14 protein-coding genes and 1 tRNA gene are annotated in these 14,636 nt (G+C 62.4%); 7 read left to right on the forward strand and 8 right to left on the reverse strand.

What is annotated here, in order from left to right:
• Window positions 1–39 precede the first annotated feature (39 nt).
• Entirely contained in the window at window positions 40–249 is a 210-nt protein-coding gene (locus tag RIN13_RS07465; protein ID WP_309106702.1) for a hypothetical protein, read from the forward strand.
• Window positions 250–417: 168 nt separating this feature from the next.
• Here the strand turns inward: RIN13_RS07465 and RIN13_RS07470 are convergent.
• The 5 genes from RIN13_RS07470 to RIN13_RS07490 all read right to left on the reverse strand — a co-directional run bounded on the left by RIN13_RS07470 (window position 418) and on the right by RIN13_RS07490 (window position 7,588).
• Window positions 418–494, reverse strand: a tRNA-Pro gene (locus RIN13_RS07470).
• Window positions 495–584: 90 nt separating this feature from the next.
• On the reverse strand, window positions 585–2,417 hold the full coding sequence (locus RIN13_RS07475; RefSeq protein WP_309106703.1) for an ABC transporter ATP-binding protein: 1,833 nt from the start codon (window positions 2,415–2,417) through the stop codon (window positions 585–587).
• Window positions 2,414–4,222 carry an ABC transporter ATP-binding protein gene (locus RIN13_RS07480; RefSeq protein ID WP_309106704.1) on the reverse strand — a complete coding sequence of 603 codons (1,809 nt, stop codon included), beginning with the start codon at window positions 4,220–4,222 and terminating at the stop codon, window positions 2,414–2,416. Before RIN13_RS07480 ends, RIN13_RS07475 begins: the two co-directional genes overlap by 4 nt.
• Before the next feature lie 146 nt (window positions 4,223–4,368).
• A complete protein-coding gene (locus RIN13_RS07485) occupies window positions 4,369–5,316 on the reverse strand; it encodes a metallophosphoesterase (RefSeq protein ID WP_309106705.1) in 948 nt (315 codons plus the stop codon).
• Window positions 5,317–5,323: 7 nt separating this feature from the next.
• Window positions 5,324–7,588 (reverse strand): transglycosylase domain-containing protein, encoded by a 2,265-nt coding sequence (locus RIN13_RS07490; protein ID WP_309106706.1) that lies wholly within the window; start codon window positions 7,586–7,588, stop codon window positions 5,324–5,326.
• A 37-nt stretch (window positions 7,589–7,625) separates the two neighbouring features.
• Between RIN13_RS07490 and RIN13_RS07495 the strand changes: the two genes are divergently transcribed.
• Genes RIN13_RS07495 through RIN13_RS07505 form a run of 3 tightly spaced genes read left to right on the forward strand, consistent with a single transcriptional unit; the run spans window position 7,626 to window position 9,243 of the window.
• Entirely contained in the window at window positions 7,626–7,781 is a 156-nt protein-coding gene (locus RIN13_RS07495; protein ID WP_144671455.1) for a DUF4177 domain-containing protein, read from the forward strand.
• Window position 7,782: 1 nt separating this feature from the next.
• Window positions 7,783–8,316: a RidA family protein gene (locus RIN13_RS07500; RefSeq protein ID WP_309106707.1), complete on the forward strand. Its 534-nt coding sequence runs from the start codon at window positions 7,783–7,785 to the stop codon at window positions 8,314–8,316.
• 15 nt (window positions 8,317–8,331) lie between these two features.
• Window positions 8,332–9,243, forward strand: coding sequence for an NUDIX hydrolase (locus RIN13_RS07505; RefSeq protein WP_309106708.1), 912 nt, complete (start codon window positions 8,332–8,334; stop codon window positions 9,241–9,243).
• A gap of 260 nt (window positions 9,244–9,503) precedes the next feature.
• Here RIN13_RS07505 and RIN13_RS07510 read toward each other — a convergent pair whose 3' ends face one another.
• Window positions 9,504–10,181, reverse strand: coding sequence for a Crp/Fnr family transcriptional regulator (locus tag RIN13_RS07510; RefSeq protein ID WP_214961308.1), 678 nt, complete (start codon window positions 10,179–10,181; stop codon window positions 9,504–9,506).
• A gap of 238 nt (window positions 10,182–10,419) precedes the next feature.
• Between RIN13_RS07510 and RIN13_RS07515 the strand changes: the two genes are divergently transcribed.
• Complete coding sequence (locus tag RIN13_RS07515) at window positions 10,420–11,604, forward strand: MarP family serine protease (RefSeq protein ID WP_309106709.1); 1,185 nt, start codon at window positions 10,420–10,422, stop codon at window positions 11,602–11,604.
• A gap of 16 nt (window positions 11,605–11,620) precedes the next feature.
• Here RIN13_RS07515 and RIN13_RS07520 read toward each other — a convergent pair whose 3' ends face one another.
• Both RIN13_RS07520 and aroQ read right to left on the reverse strand, forming a co-directional pair.
• Window positions 11,621–12,646: a DUF2332 domain-containing protein gene (locus tag RIN13_RS07520; RefSeq protein ID WP_309106710.1), complete on the reverse strand. Its 1,026-nt coding sequence runs from the start codon at window positions 12,644–12,646 to the stop codon at window positions 11,621–11,623.
• A gap of 3 nt (window positions 12,647–12,649) precedes the next feature.
• Window positions 12,650–13,126 (reverse strand): type II 3-dehydroquinate dehydratase, encoded by a 477-nt coding sequence (gene aroQ / locus RIN13_RS07525; protein WP_309106711.1) that lies wholly within the window; start codon window positions 13,124–13,126, stop codon window positions 12,650–12,652.
• 86 nt (window positions 13,127–13,212) lie between these two features.
• Here aroQ and RIN13_RS07530 point away from each other — a divergent pair, with 86 nt between their 5' ends.
• Both RIN13_RS07530 and RIN13_RS07535 read left to right on the forward strand, forming a co-directional pair.
• Entirely contained in the window at window positions 13,213–13,449 is a 237-nt protein-coding gene (locus RIN13_RS07530; RefSeq protein WP_309106712.1) for a glycerate kinase, read from the forward strand.
• 124 nt (window positions 13,450–13,573) lie between these two features.
• On the forward strand, window positions 13,574–14,542 hold the full coding sequence (locus RIN13_RS07535; RefSeq protein ID WP_309106713.1) for a hypothetical protein: 969 nt from the start codon (window positions 13,574–13,576) through the stop codon (window positions 14,540–14,542).
• Window positions 14,543–14,636 lie beyond the last annotated feature (94 nt).

The following is a 14,636-nucleotide window of genomic DNA, read 5'->3' on the forward strand; positions in this document are numbered from 1 at the left end:
AAACTTTGTAACGAATCCAACTCGTATTGAGGAACATCCATGTTAAAGAAGATTGCTGCTTCCGTTGCCATGGCCGGGGCAGTGGCTTTCGCGTTTGCTGCTCCAGCCGTCGTGTCCGCCGCCCCCGTTGAGTCCTCGACTGTAGCGATCGGCAACTGGCCGGACCCGATGAGCGCACCCCAGGCAATCGGTAACTGGCCTGACCCCATGTTCCTTCCTATGATCGGCAACTGGCCTGATCCAATGTAAAAAGACGTCAGCCCGAAAGGGACCATCCAGAGCCCCGGGTCCATGCCAAGCGCATGAACCCGGGGCTCGAGACTTTAAGCCGGCATGTGAATCAAGTCCACTGGGGTCAGGGAAAACGGCTTGGATATGCGAAAGAGGGCCTTCCGATTGGAAGACCCTCTTACTGTTTGGTCGGGATGACAGGATTTGAACCTGCGACCTCTTCGTCCCGAACGAAGCGCGCTACCAAGCTGCGCTACATCCCGATCCGCTGCAAAAGCAACTTTACAAGAATAGCGGATCGGAGCACCGGATGCGAAATCACCAGGCTCCCCACACCGCCCCTCGAACTGGAATCAAACCAGCGAGTCCTTCCACGCTCCATGGAGCCGGGCGAAGCGCCCGCCGCCACTGATCAGTTCCTCGGGACTGCCGTCTTCCACCACTCGGCCGTCGTGGACCACCAGGACGCGATCGGCCGTCTCCACGGTGGAGAGGCGGTGCGCGATGATCAGCGCAGTGCGGCCGGACTCCTTGCCTGCGACCCCTTCCAGAAGCCCTGCCAGGCCCTGCTGGACCAACCGCTCTGAGGGGACATCCAGCGAAGATGTTGCCTCATCGAGGATCAGGACAGCCGGCTTCGCCAGGAAAGCGCGGGCAAAGCTGATGAGCTGGCGCTGGCCGGACGACACCCGGCCGCCCCGCTTGTTGACGTCGGTGTCGTATCCCTCGGGCAGTTCCATGATGAACTCGTGGGCGCCCACAGCCTTGGCTGCTTCCTCAATTTCAGCCCGCGTGGCCTCAGGGCGGCCCAACGCGATGTTGTCCGCCACGGAGCCGCTGAACAGGAAGGCTTCCTGGGTCACCATCACAACGTTCCTGCGAAGATCCGTGGTGCTCAGGTCGCGGAGGTCCACTCCGTCCAGAGTGAGCGTTCCGGAGGATACATCGTAAAACCTGGCGATCAGCTTGGCGAAGGTCGATTTACCTGCACCGGTCTGGCCTACCAGAGCCACAGTTTGCCCGGCCGGGATGTGGAGATCCAGTTTGGGAATGATGACCGGGCCGTCGCCGTACCGGAATTCCACTCCCTTGAAGTCGATAGTGCCGCGTGCGTCCTTGAGCGGTACAGGGTTCTTGGGTGGCCTGACCGTGGGGACTTCCTCCAGGAGACCCGAGACTTTTTCGAGGGCTGCCTGTGCACTTTGGAAGGAGTTGTAGAACATGGCCATCTGATCCACTGGCTGGAAGAAGCGCTTGGCGGACAGCATCAAGGCCAGGAGGACCCCCACCTCGAGATCGCCGCCCAGAACGCGGAATCCGCCGATGAGCAGGACCACTGCCACGCAGACGTTGCCGATCAGCACCAGGCCCGGCTGGAAAATGCCGTTGAGGTTGATGGAGCGCACGGTGACTTTGCGGTAGTTCTCAGAGAGGTCGCTGTACCGCTGGGCGTTCTCCCGTTCCTTTCGGAAGGCCTTGACGGCCCGGATCCCCGTCATGGATTCCACAAAGTGAACGATCAGCCTCGCCGACACAACCCGGGATTCCCGGAAGACAATCTGGGAGTGCTTCTGGTACCAGCGGGACAGGAAGTACATCGGCACGCCTGCACCCAGCAGGATCAGGCCGCTTCGCCAGTCGAGGGCGAACACCGTGACGGCGGTGAACACCATGAACAGCATTCCTGACGCCAGGGAGCTCACGCCGGAATCAAGGAGTTCACGGAGTGCTTCCAGATCAGAAGTCTGCCGGGCAATGATGCGGCCGGAGGTGTACTTTTCATGGAACTCGAGGCTGAGCCGCTGGGTGTGCCGAAACACCCTGAGCCGCAGGTCAAGGAGCATCGCCTGGCTGAGTTTCGCCGTCGACGTGACATAGAGAGCGGTGAGGGCCGCCGTCGTAATCGCAGCCGCCAGATAGGCGACGCCGGTCAGTATCAGGGGGAGATCGTCCCCGGCACGCAAAGCCGGGAGGGCATGGTCGATGCCGAAAGCGATCAGGACCGGCCCCGAGACCCTTGCGAGCTGGGACAGGATTACGGTGGCGAGGGTGAGCCAGAACCGGAGCCGGACCGGACGGATGAGGGACCCGAGCAGCGCAAGAGACCGCCGTCGGACGGTCCTGCTGTCGCTCTTGCTGAGGAAGGCGTTGTCCTCGTTGGCTGTACCGAACGTGGTGGTGGTCATCGGGACATCTCCTCGGCCTCGGCGTCGAGTTCCGACAGCTCGGAATCGAGGTCCCGGGGTTCAGCGACCAGGTTCGCGATCACGTACCGGTAATGGTCGTTGGCTGCGAGCAGTTCAGTATGGGTTCCGACGGCGGTGATGCGGCCGTTCTCCAGCAAAGCCACCCGGTCCGCCAGCGCGACAGTGGACGGGCGGTGCGCAACGATCAGCGTCGTTGTATCGGCGAGGACTTTCCGGAGCCTCGCTTCCACGAGCTCTTCAGTGTGGACGTCCAGGGCGGACAACGGGTCATCGAGCACCAGGACTTTGGGCTTGGCCGCGATTGCCCGGGCCAGGGCGATGCGCTGGCGCTGGCCGCCGGACAGGCTGAGCCCTTCCTCGCCGATCAGCGTATCCACGCCATCGGGAAGGGAGTACGCGAAGTGGGCCTGGGCGACGTCCAGCGACTCGTGGAGGAGTTCCTCGGTCCGCTCCGAGGCTCCAAGCAGTACGTTGTCCCGGACAGAGCTGGAGAACAAAGTGGTGTCCTCGAAGGCCATGCCTACTATGCGCCGGAGTTCTTCGACGTCGAAATCGCGCAGATCAACGCCGTCGATGGTGATGGAGCCGTCCGTAACGTCGTAGAGGCGTGGCACCAGCTGAAGCATGGCACTCTTCCCGCTGCCGGTGATACCCACCAATGCCAGGGTCTCGCCCGGCCTGACGTCCAGGGAGATGCCCCGAAGGATGGGATGGTCCGACGCATCCTCAAAGGCGAAGGAAGCGTTGTTGAAACTCAGTGCGCCCTTTACCTCCTGCGGCTTCCGCTGCGTCTCCGGGGTGGTGATGGTGTTGGCCGAATCCATGACTTCGAAATGCCGGTCCACAGCGGTCTTAGCGGTAAGGGCCATGGCAAGGAGCATCCCTGAGAACTCCACAGGCGCCGCGACCACTGCCGCGGTGGCAAAGAATGCCACCAGGGCACCGATGCTCAGCTCGCCGCTTGCCGCCAGCATTACCCCGACCACCAGCCCGGCGCCAAGGGCAAGTTCGGGGAGGAGCGTGACCACCATGGTGAAGGTGGCCTGGTGCTTGGCCTTAGCGATTTCGGTCTGCCGCAGCACCTCAGCCTGCTCATTGAAGTTCTCCAGCGCTTCCCGGCTCCTGCCAAAGGCCTTCAGGACGCGAATGCCGTGCACCGACTCCTCCACCGTTGTGGCGAGGTCCCCGGCCTGGTCCTGACTTTGCCGGGTGACCTTGCTGAAGCTCGTGCGGAACCGGAAGCCATAAATCATGATGGGCAGGGCGGCACAGAGGAAGATCAGCGCCAACTGCCAGCTCATGGTAAACATCACGACGACGCCGATCACCACGGTCAGGGTGGTCACCACCAGCATGATGGCGCCGAAGGCCATCCAGCGGCGGAGGAAGTTCAGGTCCGTCATGGCGCGGGAGAGCAACTGTCCGGAACCCCAGCGGTCGTGGAAGGCAACAGGGAGGTCCTGCAGGTGGTGGTAGAGCGAGATTCGCATCCGGGTTTCCACTGTGGTGGCGGGGTTGATGACGAACTGCCGGCGCAGGGCAACGAGTCCGGCCTCGGCGATACCGAGCACAAGTATGGTCAGCGAGGCCATCAGCACGGACTCAGTGGCTCCGCCGGGCTGGAGCGATTCATTGACCAGCACCCGCAGTACTTGCGGAATGGCCAAAGCCACGACGCTGGCCAAAAGCGCACAAAGAAGCCCCATAAAAAGCCTCGGCAGGATGGGCTTCATATGGGGATAGAGACGGCTGATGGATTGGAAGAATGAGGTCTGCTTGGTCATGCCCGCTTCTTAGCGCTCAACTGCGTATGTGGTGGCCCGTAGCAACAACCTTATTCCATGGCATGACACGATTCACGGAATTCCAGGAGAGACCAGGAGCTTGGGCAGTTATTGCAATACGCAATGCTCGCGTTCGAGGGCCTGCTCTAGCCTTTTGCAGTCAGCGTGAGCAGAACGGCTTCCGGGCGGCAGGCGATCCGGACCGGCGCGAAGCGCGAAGTGCCGATGCCTCCCGAGACGTTCACCGGCGTCGTACGTCCGTTGCTGTTCCAGTCGTTGAGGCCCTTTGCCCGCCACGTGGGGAGGTCGCAGTTGGCCACAAGCGCGCCGTAGCCTGGGATGCAGATCTGCCCGCCGTGGGTATGGCCGGCCAGGAGGAGATCGGCGCCGTCCTCGGTGAAGTGGTCCAGGACGCGCTGGTAGGGGGCATGGATCACGCCGACGCGGAGATGCGGCGTGATGTCCTGGTTCTTGGTGCCTCGCGGCCAGCCGGCGTACCGTTCCAGGCCAAGGTGGGGATCGTCGACGCCGGAGAAATCGAAGCGGAGCCCTTTCAGTACCAGGGACTGGGCACGGTTGGTCAGGTCCACCCAGCCACCCATGCCGAAGCCTGCTCGCAGCCGCGGCCAATCAAGCTCCAACGGTTTCCGCTCGGCTTGGGAGGGCCGGAGGAGATACATGGCCGGGTTTTTCAGCCGCGGGGCGAAATAGTCGTTGGAGCCCGGGACGAAAACCCCGGGGAATTCCATCAGCGGCTGCAATGCTTCCAGGAGGGGGTCGACCGCCTTCACATGGCTGAGGTTGTCACCCGTGTTGACCACCAGATCCGGCTTCAAGGCTGCCAAAGACTGCAGCCAGTCCGCTTTGAGATTCTGGCCGGGGATGAAGTGGATATCGCTCAGGTGGAGGACGCGAAACGGACCGTAGCCGTTGGGGAGGATGGGCAGCGTTTCTTCGCGCAGCTCGAACTGGTTCTTTTCCCACATCCCGTAACCTGCGGCGGCAAGCCCTGCAGTGGCTCCAACGGCGGCTGTGACGGCAAGACCGCGCCCGACGGTGCGGGCGCGGTCTGCCAATGCGGAGAAATCGGCCATCGGTGGGCTATCCGTTCCCGCGGCCCTTGTTGTCCGAGCCTGAGGCCGGAGCGGGGGCTTGGGTGGGCGCCTGGGCCGGAGTGGTGCTCTGGGTGGACGGACGGGGAGCGGGTCCGCTGACCAGGTTCGACGGCGGTGCCGGGAACGGGTTGGTCCCATAGGCAGGGGCCACCTGAGCCATGTACTGGGAGAACATCGGCCCGGCGATCATGTAACCGTCGATCCCCTTGTAGAACTTGCCGTTGACGGTGATGTTCTGGCCGGGACGCTGTTGGTTGCCCAGAGGGTCACCGAACCACGCCGCGGTTGCAAGGCCCGTGGTGTGACCCACCACCCATGTTGATTCATTCATGTTCGACGTACCGGTCTTGGCCGCAATGGGGAAGTTGGTCCTGGTCGAGATTCGGGGCTGAATCAGCGAACCCGAACCTCGGTTCAGGACTTCCTGCAGGGCGTAGTTCACACCGCGGGCGACCTCGGGTTTGAGGGCGTCACGGCAATTTGTGGACTGAGCCGGGAGCTGAGCTCCGGTCTGGTCTGTGACAGCCGTGATGGCGATCGGGGCGCAGTACTTGCCGTCGTTCGCGAACGTGGCGAAAGCGGCAGCCATTGTCAAGGGCGCCGTCTGCTTCGAACCCAGGAGGTTACCGATTGTGGTCATGGGGATTTGCGGGTTTGGACCATCAGGGCTCGGTAGACCCTGGTGGATACCAACGGCGTCCACCACCTTCTGGATCCCGCAGAGGTCTACTCTCGCCGCAGTTGCGAAAGTCATAGTGTTGATCGAGTTGGCAAGCCCGTCAAGCACGGTCATGCTGCGGTAGTAACCTTCCTCAGCGTTCTGAAGATCAGTGCTCCCGGCAACGTTGCTGTCATACCAGCCTGTGGTAGGCGTCGGGCAAGTGTTCTTCCACGGGAAGGTCTGTGGATATTTGCGGACGGCACCGTTCAGGACCGTGTTCATCGAGTTGCCCTCATTGAGGTATTCAGCAAAGGTAAACGGTTTCATGGTTGAACCTGGCTGCGCACCGCCGAGGCCGTTGAGGTCGTTGCCGTTGGCGTCCAGCTTGTCAACGTTGAAGTTCTGCTCCGCCTGGAATTTCCCCTCGGCCGGCAACCACACGGTGTTCTGGGCCATGTTGATGATCTTGCCCGTATTGGGCTGAACAGACACCAAGGCAGCGCCCCACTTGTCCGGGTTCGCACCGGCCGAAGCATCAACCTGACCCTGCGCAATTGCTTGGGCGTTGGGATCCAGGGTGGTGGTGATGGTCAGGCCCCCGCGGTAGATCTTGCTTCTGCGCTCTTCGATGGTTGCCCCATACGCGGGGTCGTTTTCAAGGAGGTGGAGCACATAGTCACAGAAGTACGCGGCAGTGGCCGCATAGGCGCAGCCTTGACGGGCAGGGGTGACCTTGGTTTCCACCGGGGTGGCTATGGCGGCATCATGATCGGCCTGATTGATCTTGCCTTGGTTGAGCATGAGGTTCAGCACGAGGTCCCGGCGGTTTTTGGCGTTCTCCGGGTTGGCGATGGGGTCGTAGAACGATGGGCTGTTCACGACACCGGCCAGGAGTGCCGCCTGCGGCAGGGTCAGGTCCTTCGCGGAGGTGCTGAAGAAAAGCTTTGAGGCGGCTTCGATGCCGTAGGCGTCCCGGTTGAAAAAGACGATGTTCAGGTAACCCTCAAGGATCTGCTCCTTGGTGAATTTTTTCTCCAGGGCGATGGCAAGCTTCATTTCACGGAGTTTGTCCCCAACGCCTTTGTTCACGCCGTTGAGCTTGATGTCCGCTTCCTTGCCTTCGGCGGCAAGGTTGGAGTTCAGGACATTGTTGACGTACTGCTGGGTGATGGTTGACGCGCCCTGCCGATTTCCCCTGGCTGTGCTGACGAGGGCCCGCATTATGCCGGTGGTGTCCACCCCGCCGTGGTCATAGAACCGGCTGTCCTCAACCGCGATGACCGCTTCCTTGATGTATGGCGACATCTGGTCCAGCGATACGCGGGTACGGTTCTCGTCAAAAAGCGTGGCAATGACACTGCCATCGGCCGCAAGAATTTTGGTGGACTGGCTCGGCGGGTCCACCTGCAATTCGGCCGGAAGAGTGTCAAAGAACTCGATGGATCCGCTGGCTGTGCTGCCCGAAACGGCCGCGGCCGGAACCAGCAAACCTGCCACCAGGACACCACAAATGGCACTCACACCCAGGAATCCGAGGATCTTTCCGAGGGTAGTGGCCGTGTCAAATAAAGGGTTCTTACCAGTCGCCATGTTTTCCACTTTAGCGGGTAGGACTAGTCTTTCTCTCATGACCAAATGGGAGTACGCCACGATTCCGCTCATTATTCACGCCACAAAGCAGATCCTTGACCAGTGGGGAGACGACGGCTGGGAGCTGGTCCAAGTTGTTCCGGGTCCGGAAGGCAACGGTCTGGTTGCCTATCTTAAAAGGGAGAAGCAGTAGCATGACAAGCCCCGCAAACACCGACGCTGCGGCGTCTGACGCACCGGCATCCGCCGTCGAGCAACGACTCGCCGAGCTTGGATTGACCCTGCCCGAGGTGGCTGCCCCGGTGGCCGTCTACGTCCCGGCAGTGATTTCCGGTAACCACGTTTACACCTCAGGCCAGCTGCCCTTTATTAAGGGCAAACTCGAAGCTACGGGCAAAGTGTCCACCGGTTCGGAAGGGTATGCCGACGAACCGACAGTCTCCCCTGAAGACGCCAAGTACTACGCTGCGGTGTGCGCAGTCAACGCGCTGGCCGCCGTCAAAAGCGTCATCGGTGATCTTGACCGCATCACGCGGATCGTCAAGGTTGTCGGTTACGTTTCGTCTGACCCGTCCTTCACCGGTCAGCCCGGAGTCATCAACGGTGCCTCCGAACTGCTGGGTAAAGTGCTCGGCGACGCCGGGCAACACGCACGCGCCGCCGTCGGCGTTTCAGTCCTTCCCCTTGACTCTCCGGTTGAAGTGGACCTGATTGCCGAGTTCGCCTAAGGCCGGTCGTTTTCTTTGCCACAGTTAGCCCGTCGCCTGTTTGTGTTGCCCCCGGAACTTGAGGGGGCAGCACGCAGCTGGCTCGAACATGGCGAGCGGACACCACGTGCTCCGCGCCTCGCCTCATCTGTCGTTCTGCTTAGGGACTCACCCACGGGGCTGGAGACCTGGCTGGGCTACCGCCCGGGGTCTTCCCCTCTGGGAGTGCTCGCCTTCCCCGGCGGATCCCTTGATGCCCCCGACGACGACCCCCTCGGCTGGCTTGGCCCCTCACCACAGCATTGGGCCGAGCAGATGGGAACGGACGACGTCGGACTCGCCCGCCGCCACATCGTGGGAGCCATCCGCGAACTTTTCGAGGAAACCGGCGTGCTGTTGGCCGGCCCCGACCTTTCCAGCACCGTTGAGGCAACGTCCACTCCGGAATGGATGCGGGCGCGTGAAGCTGTTGCGAACCAGGAAAAGTCGTTCACGGATGTCCTTGCCAAGCGGGGGCTGTCCCTTCGCACGGACCTGCTGAAGCCCCTGGTGAATTGGCTCAGCCCGGATTTTGCCCACCACCGCTTCAACACGCGCTACTTTGCCGCGACTCTCCCGGTCAACCAGCAGCCAACGCTCCTGGAGAGCAAGGGCGTGTGGGGCCGTTGGGTCTGTGCCAAGCGTGTCATTGAAGAGCGCGAGACATCGGCCCTCGGCGATGAAGTAGGCCAGGAAAACACGGTGGGCCTCACGCTCGGCCAGCTCCTGGTGCCGGGGTCGGAAATCATGCTCGAGAAAATGGCGGCGGCCAATGGCTGCATCGCCTACCTGAGCTACAAGCGCAAACCGCACGTGTACCAGCCGAAGCTCGTGGAAGAGGACAGCAAGCTGATGCTCGAAGTCGAGGCCGCAAAGACGGTAGCCGGAGAACCCCAGCGCGAGCGGTAAGTCTTTGGCTTGCGGCGGCCGCCAGCCCTTCGTCGTCGCTTAGACACGACGCATAGGGGCGCCTGCGGTCGCGGGCGACCTCCGGAGCCCGATGCGCCGCGATGCGCTCCTACACGAAGGACCGTCGCCCGCCTTGTGGGTGCCTCCCTGCTGCCCGCTGAGGACACAGAAACGGCCTAAGGACACTCATATTCGGGTGTCCTCAGGCCGTTTGCGCGTCCTAGGAGAATGCGCGCGTCCTCGGGCCGGAACAACTTTGTTTAGCGGGAGCGTTGGCGGAGGCGCTGCATGTCCAGGATTACGACGGCGCGCGCCTCCAGTCGCAGCCAGCCGCGCTGCACGAATTCGGCCAGGGCCTTGTTCACAGTTTCGCGGGATGCGCCAACGAGCTGGGCGAGTTCTTCCTGTGTGAGCTCGTGGGCCACCAGCACGCCGTCGGTTGCCGGACGGCCGAAGCGGTCGGCGAGATCCAGGAGAGCCTTGGCTACGCGGCCGGGGACATCCGAGAAGACGAGGTCCGAGAGGGAATCGTTGGTACGACGAAGCCTGCGGGCAAGGGCCTGGAGCAGCTGGGCTGAAACCTCAGGACGGGTGCGGAGGAGGGCGTTAAGGCTCTCGTTCCTCAGGCCTGCCAACCGTGTTTCAGAGACAGCCGTTGCCGTTGCTGTGCGGGGGCTCGGGTCAAACAGTGCCATTTCGCCGAAGAGCTCGCCCGGGCCAAGGATGGCCAGCAGGGACTCCCGGCCGTCGGGGGAGGTGCGGCCAAGCTTTACCTTGCCGGAGACGATGAAGTACAGCTGGTCACCCTGGTCGCCTTCGCGGAAGACGGACGCTCCGCGTGACAGGTCCACCTCGGTGAGTTCGTCCGTCAGCAGACGGAAAGCTTCGTCGTCGAGCGTGGCGAAAAGGGGTGCGCGGCGCAATACCTCGATGTCCATGAAATCTCCTGAGTAAAAGTGTCGGCTGTGGGCGCTTTTGCCATTGTTCCAGAATTTTGGCGGTTCTGTGACGTACTTGGCATGGGAAACGCCCGGAATGGCGCTCAGGAGAGCTCCGCAACGGCCCGGACTGGCGGCTAGTGAGTCCCCGGTAGCAGCCCCCGGCGTCACCCCATTGAGGGCAAACTGTCAGACTTCGCCAGTAGAATCGGATCCTAACTGTATGTAAGGAGCCTTGGTGTTCGGCTTGACCGTTTTGGACCTGGCGCTGATTCTGACGCTCTTGTCCTATCTGATCTATGGCCTGCGCAACGGCTTTCTGGTAACCCTCGGCGGCATTGCCGGATTCGCGGTCGGGGCAGTTGCGGCCTTCGTTTCCATACCGCTCGTCACCGATTTCGTTGAGGACACCGGTTGGAGGCTCACCGCGGTCATTGGCAGCGCGGTCGTCCTTATGGTGATGGGGCATGCGCTGGGGACGGCGATCGGCCGGAGAGTCCGCAGTGCCGTGCGAATCCAGCCTTTGCGGGCTGTCGATCGTGGGATAGGCGGGGCGGTCAACGTTGTGGTGGCGGCCCTCGTGATGTCGATGCTCGCCTTCAGCATCAGTGCGCTGGGTGTCCCGTTTGTCTCGCAGCAACTGGCCGAGTCCAGGGTGATCAGGTTCATAGACGGGTTGACGCCAACCCCGGTCAAGGCCACTATGGCGCAGCTGCGTTCAACGGTCATCGGCAATGGCATCCCCACCCTGATTGAGGGCTTCGGGCAAGGCCAACCGGTCCAGGTTCCGAATGCCAGCACCGACACTCCGGGACTGAACCGCGCGGCCCGGTCGGTCCTGAAAATTGCGGGAACCGCGTACCAATGCGGGCAGAACCAGACCGGCACCGGCTTTGTGGTTTCACCTGACAGGGTGGTGACGAATGCCCATGTCGTGGCGGGCGTGTCGCAGCCTGTTGTAGAGCTGCCCGACGGCGGGGCGTATCCCGGGCGTGTGGTGTACTTCGACGGCCAGCGTGACCTTGCCGTCCTCGCCGTCGAAGGACTGCCTTCGACGCCTCTGGCCCTGAGCCCCGACCTTCCCAGCGGCAGCCCTGCGGCGTTTGCCGGCTACCCCCATGGCGGCCCTTTCCAGTCCAAGCCGGCCACTGTCCAGGACATTGCCACCGTTCTGGTCCCTGACATCTACGGCAATAATCCAACTCCCGACGACGTCTACCGGCTGGCCGGGGACGTCCAACCTGGCAATTCAGGCGGTCCGCTCCTGACTGTTGACGGGCTGGTGGCTGGAGTAATCTTCGCCAAGGCAACGTCGGACGCGGCATTGGGCTTCGCCATTCCGATGGATGACCTCAACCCGGTGGCTGCCCGGGCCCCTTCGCTCACCGATGCCGTCTCCCCGGGGCAGTGCATCCAGAAGTAACGCCCTCAGGAGTGAGCTAGAGCCACTCGAGACTTTGGCCGTGCGGACCGGCGATGGCAACCGGCTTACTGTTGTGCGAGATCAGGAAACGCCCTTTTAGCCGGGCCTCGTCAATGTTTGGCACCACGCTTGATCCGTCCTCCTGCTCAATGACGGTGTTGCCCTCGTTGGACAACCAATGACTGCCACGAGCGGTGAGGTTTGCCATGATGGCCTGGAACTCCGCGCGGTCCCTGCTGCTCAAATAGCCCATGACGGCGCTGTGGAAAACTACCAGCGCAGCATTCCCCGGAGCCTGGTGAACAAGGTTCTGCAGTTGCTCATTCAGATGCCCCGCCAGCAGCAGCGGAGGCTCCCGCTGGGCAATGGCAATGGCCTGGTGCAGGCGCTCACGACGGAATTCCTGCTCAGGCCAGACGAGGGCCTCAAGCCAGGCAACGTCGTCGGGATTGCGGACGTCCAAAGGGTTCAGGTCAATCCCGGCCCGCCACACCACAGGGGGCAGTTGCGGGGGCAGGGGGACCGTCCCCTCAGTGGCGCACCGCAGGAGCGGGGTGTCTGCAGGGCTGACTCCCACTGCGGGCGGCGAAAGACGCGTGACTTGCTTCCCGTCGTCGAACTCGTAGCTGTACTTGTCCGGAAACAGCGCCAGCCCGGCAGAGGCCCCCACCTCGATCAGGGCAAGCGGGCGGTCCTCCTGGCTTGCGATCAGGCCCAGCGACGGCAGCAGCGTGGCGCAACGACCCGCCTCATTGGTCTGGGTCGCGCGGGAGAGCACCGTCCGTGCCACTTCCGACCAGTGGGAGTCCAGGAACTTCCGGAACTGCGGGTAGGGACTCACCTCCGCGCCGAGGAAGCGCGCAGCGGCAAAAAGCAGCAGTGGCTGACGCTTCGTGTGGGGCAGCTCATCGATGCGCTGGATCAGTTCCGGATCCTGCGCGACGCCGAGGGCCCACTCCGCGTAGCAGTCCGAGGAGCCCGGGGCATCAACAGTCCCAAAGGTCCTGTACCAGTCAGCAGTTGCAGAGCCGCCGGAAGCCATGAGTCAGGCGTTTTCTGAACCCAGCGTGGCCAAGTATTCGACCGCGAACCGGTAGCCCATGATGCCGGCACCGGCGATCACCGCTTTACTGACGTCCGAGAGGTAGGAGTGGTGCCTGAACGCTTCCCGCGCATGGACGTTGGTGATGTGAACCTCTACGGTGGGCAGCTGCACAGCGGATATTGCATCCCGGATGGCCACCGAGGTATGCGTGTACGCCCCGGCATTCAGCACGATCCCCAACGCCTTGCCCCGGGCAGCATGAATGGCGTCCACCAGCGCGCCTTCGTGGTTGGACTGGAAGCATTCCACGTCCAGGCCATGGGCGGCAGCGGTGTCTTTGGCCAGCTGCTCGACGTCGGCAAGGGTGGCAGTCCCGTACTTTTCAGGTTCCCGGGTGCCGAGCAGGTTCAGGTTCGGTCCATTGAGGACAAGGATGGTTCCATGGCTGCGTCCGGTAGCTGGCTGGGCGTCGTTCATGCCCCCAACTCTAGGGGATGTTGGTTCCCGGCTCCGGTGCTGACGGCAGGATGAAGATTTTTTCGTTGGCGTTTCATGGGAGCTTCATGGCTCAGGCAGCGGGCGTCCCGGTGCTGGCCTTTGCCGGCTCAATCGGTAAGGATGCCCACGAAGTTCATGCCGCCGGCATCGACGCAATTTCCGGAATTATCCCTATTCCTATGAACATGGACCGGGCAGTGGCAGAAGGCGCCATGCTCCTTAGGGAAGCTGCTGAACGGACATTCCGCGTGCTCCTGCTCGGTTCGGCAATCTCCTCCCGCCTCGGCCGCCTCGCAGCCTGAAGAGGCCCAACAGGGGACTATGGCTACTCGTGGCGGGGTTGCCTACACTGGAAAAACCATCGTGCGGAGTAACCCGTTCGTACCCAGAAAAGCCCCGCACCGAAGAGCCCGAAGCGGGAGAATCATGCATACAAAAGCCAGGAAATCCACGTCATTCCGCAGTGCCGCCGCAATGATTGCCGCGGTGGCGGCTCTGTTGCTCACCGCACCCGCAACGTTGGCAGCACCCCAGGCCTCGAAAGGGGGGAGTGTCATCGACCTCCCCGAAGCCTCCGGTGCCGAAGGAATCGCTGCCGGTAAGGGGACCACGTTCTTTGCCGGCGATCTGGTGACAGGTGACATTTACCGCGGAGACATCCGAACCGGAACGGCCGAAGAGTTCATCACGGCCCCAGCAGGCCGGGCCGCAGCCGGCATGAAAGTGGATGTGAAGAATGACCTCCTCTTCGTGGCCGGAGGCGGCACCGGCCAGGCCTACGTCTACGACCTCCGAACCGGCGATACCGTTGCCACCTATCAGCTTGTACCGGCCGGCACAGGCTTCATCAACGACGTCACCCTTACCCACGATGGGGCATGGTTCACCAATTCGGCAGAGGGATCTTTGTACTTCGTTCCCGTCAGCAACAAAGGGGTCCTGGGAACCCAAGAAGTCCTCCCCTTGAGCGGCCCCGCCGCCAATAACACCTTCGGATTCAACCTCAACGGAATCACCTCCGTCCGCGGAGGCCAGACCCTGATTGTGGCCCACTCGGGCCTGGGCACCCTGTTCACCGTTGACCCTGAAGCCGGGGGCAGTGCACCGATCATGGTCGCCGACCCAACAGGAAACCCGGTCGTGCTGACCAACGTTGACGGCATCATCGCTCAGGGCAACACCATCTGGGCCGTTCAGAACTTCCTGAATCAGGTCAGCCGCATCCAGCTCGACGCTACATTGTCCTCCGGTGTTGTTGAGGAAGTCATCACCAGCCCGCACTTTGTGATCCCGACGACGGCGGCCCTGTTTGGCGGGACGCTCGCCTTGCCGAACGCAAAATTCACGATGGGCGCCACCGAGTTTGAAGTGGTCCTCGTTGATGCCCGGAGCTGACGGAGCCTGTTGAAACCACGCCTTGAGGCTGTCTGACAGCAAATGAGCCGTGGGGGGGCGGGGGGGGCGGGCGCGGGGGGGGGGGGAGGTGGGG

The sequence above is a fragment of the Arthrobacter sp. genome (assembly GCF_031179985.1).
In the GTDB taxonomy this organism is placed as follows: Bacteria; Actinomycetota; Actinomycetes; order Actinomycetales; family Micrococcaceae; genus Arthrobacter.

Excerpts from the sequence above, each read along its gene's own strand:
- RIN13_RS07465 (WP_309106702.1), top strand. The coding sequence starts at position 40 with ATGTTAAAGAAGATTGCTGCTTCCGTTGCCATGGCCGGGGCAGTGGCT.
- RIN13_RS07475 (WP_309106703.1), bottom strand. The coding sequence starts at position 2,417 with ATGACCACCACCACGTTCGGTACAGCCAACGAGGACAACGCCTTCCTC.
- RIN13_RS07480 (WP_309106704.1), bottom strand. The coding sequence starts at position 4,222 with ATGACCAAGCAGACCTCATTCTTCCAATCCATCAGCCGTCTCTATCCC.
- RIN13_RS07485 (WP_309106705.1), bottom strand. The coding sequence starts at position 5,316 with ATGGCCGATTTCTCCGCATTGGCAGACCGCGCCCGCACCGTCGGGCGC.
- RIN13_RS07490 (WP_309106706.1), bottom strand. The coding sequence starts at position 7,588 with ATGGCGACTGGTAAGAACCCTTTATTTGACACGGCCACTACCCTCGGA.
- RIN13_RS07495 (WP_144671455.1), top strand. The coding sequence starts at position 7,626 with ATGACCAAATGGGAGTACGCCACGATTCCGCTCATTATTCACGCCACA.
- RIN13_RS07500 (WP_309106707.1), top strand. The coding sequence starts at position 7,783 with ATGACAAGCCCCGCAAACACCGACGCTGCGGCGTCTGACGCACCGGCA.
- RIN13_RS07510 (WP_214961308.1), bottom strand. The coding sequence starts at position 10,181 with ATGGACATCGAGGTATTGCGCCGCGCACCCCTTTTCGCCACGCTCGAC.
- RIN13_RS07520 (WP_309106710.1), bottom strand. The coding sequence starts at position 12,646 with ATGGCTTCCGGCGGCTCTGCAACTGCTGACTGGTACAGGACCTTTGGG.
- aroQ (WP_309106711.1), bottom strand. The coding sequence starts at position 13,126 with ATGAACGACGCCCAGCCAGCTACCGGACGCAGCCATGGAACCATCCTT.
- RIN13_RS07530 (WP_309106712.1), top strand. The coding sequence starts at position 13,213 with ATGGCTCAGGCAGCGGGCGTCCCGGTGCTGGCCTTTGCCGGCTCAATC.
- RIN13_RS07535 (WP_309106713.1), top strand. The coding sequence starts at position 13,574 with ATGCATACAAAAGCCAGGAAATCCACGTCATTCCGCAGTGCCGCCGCA.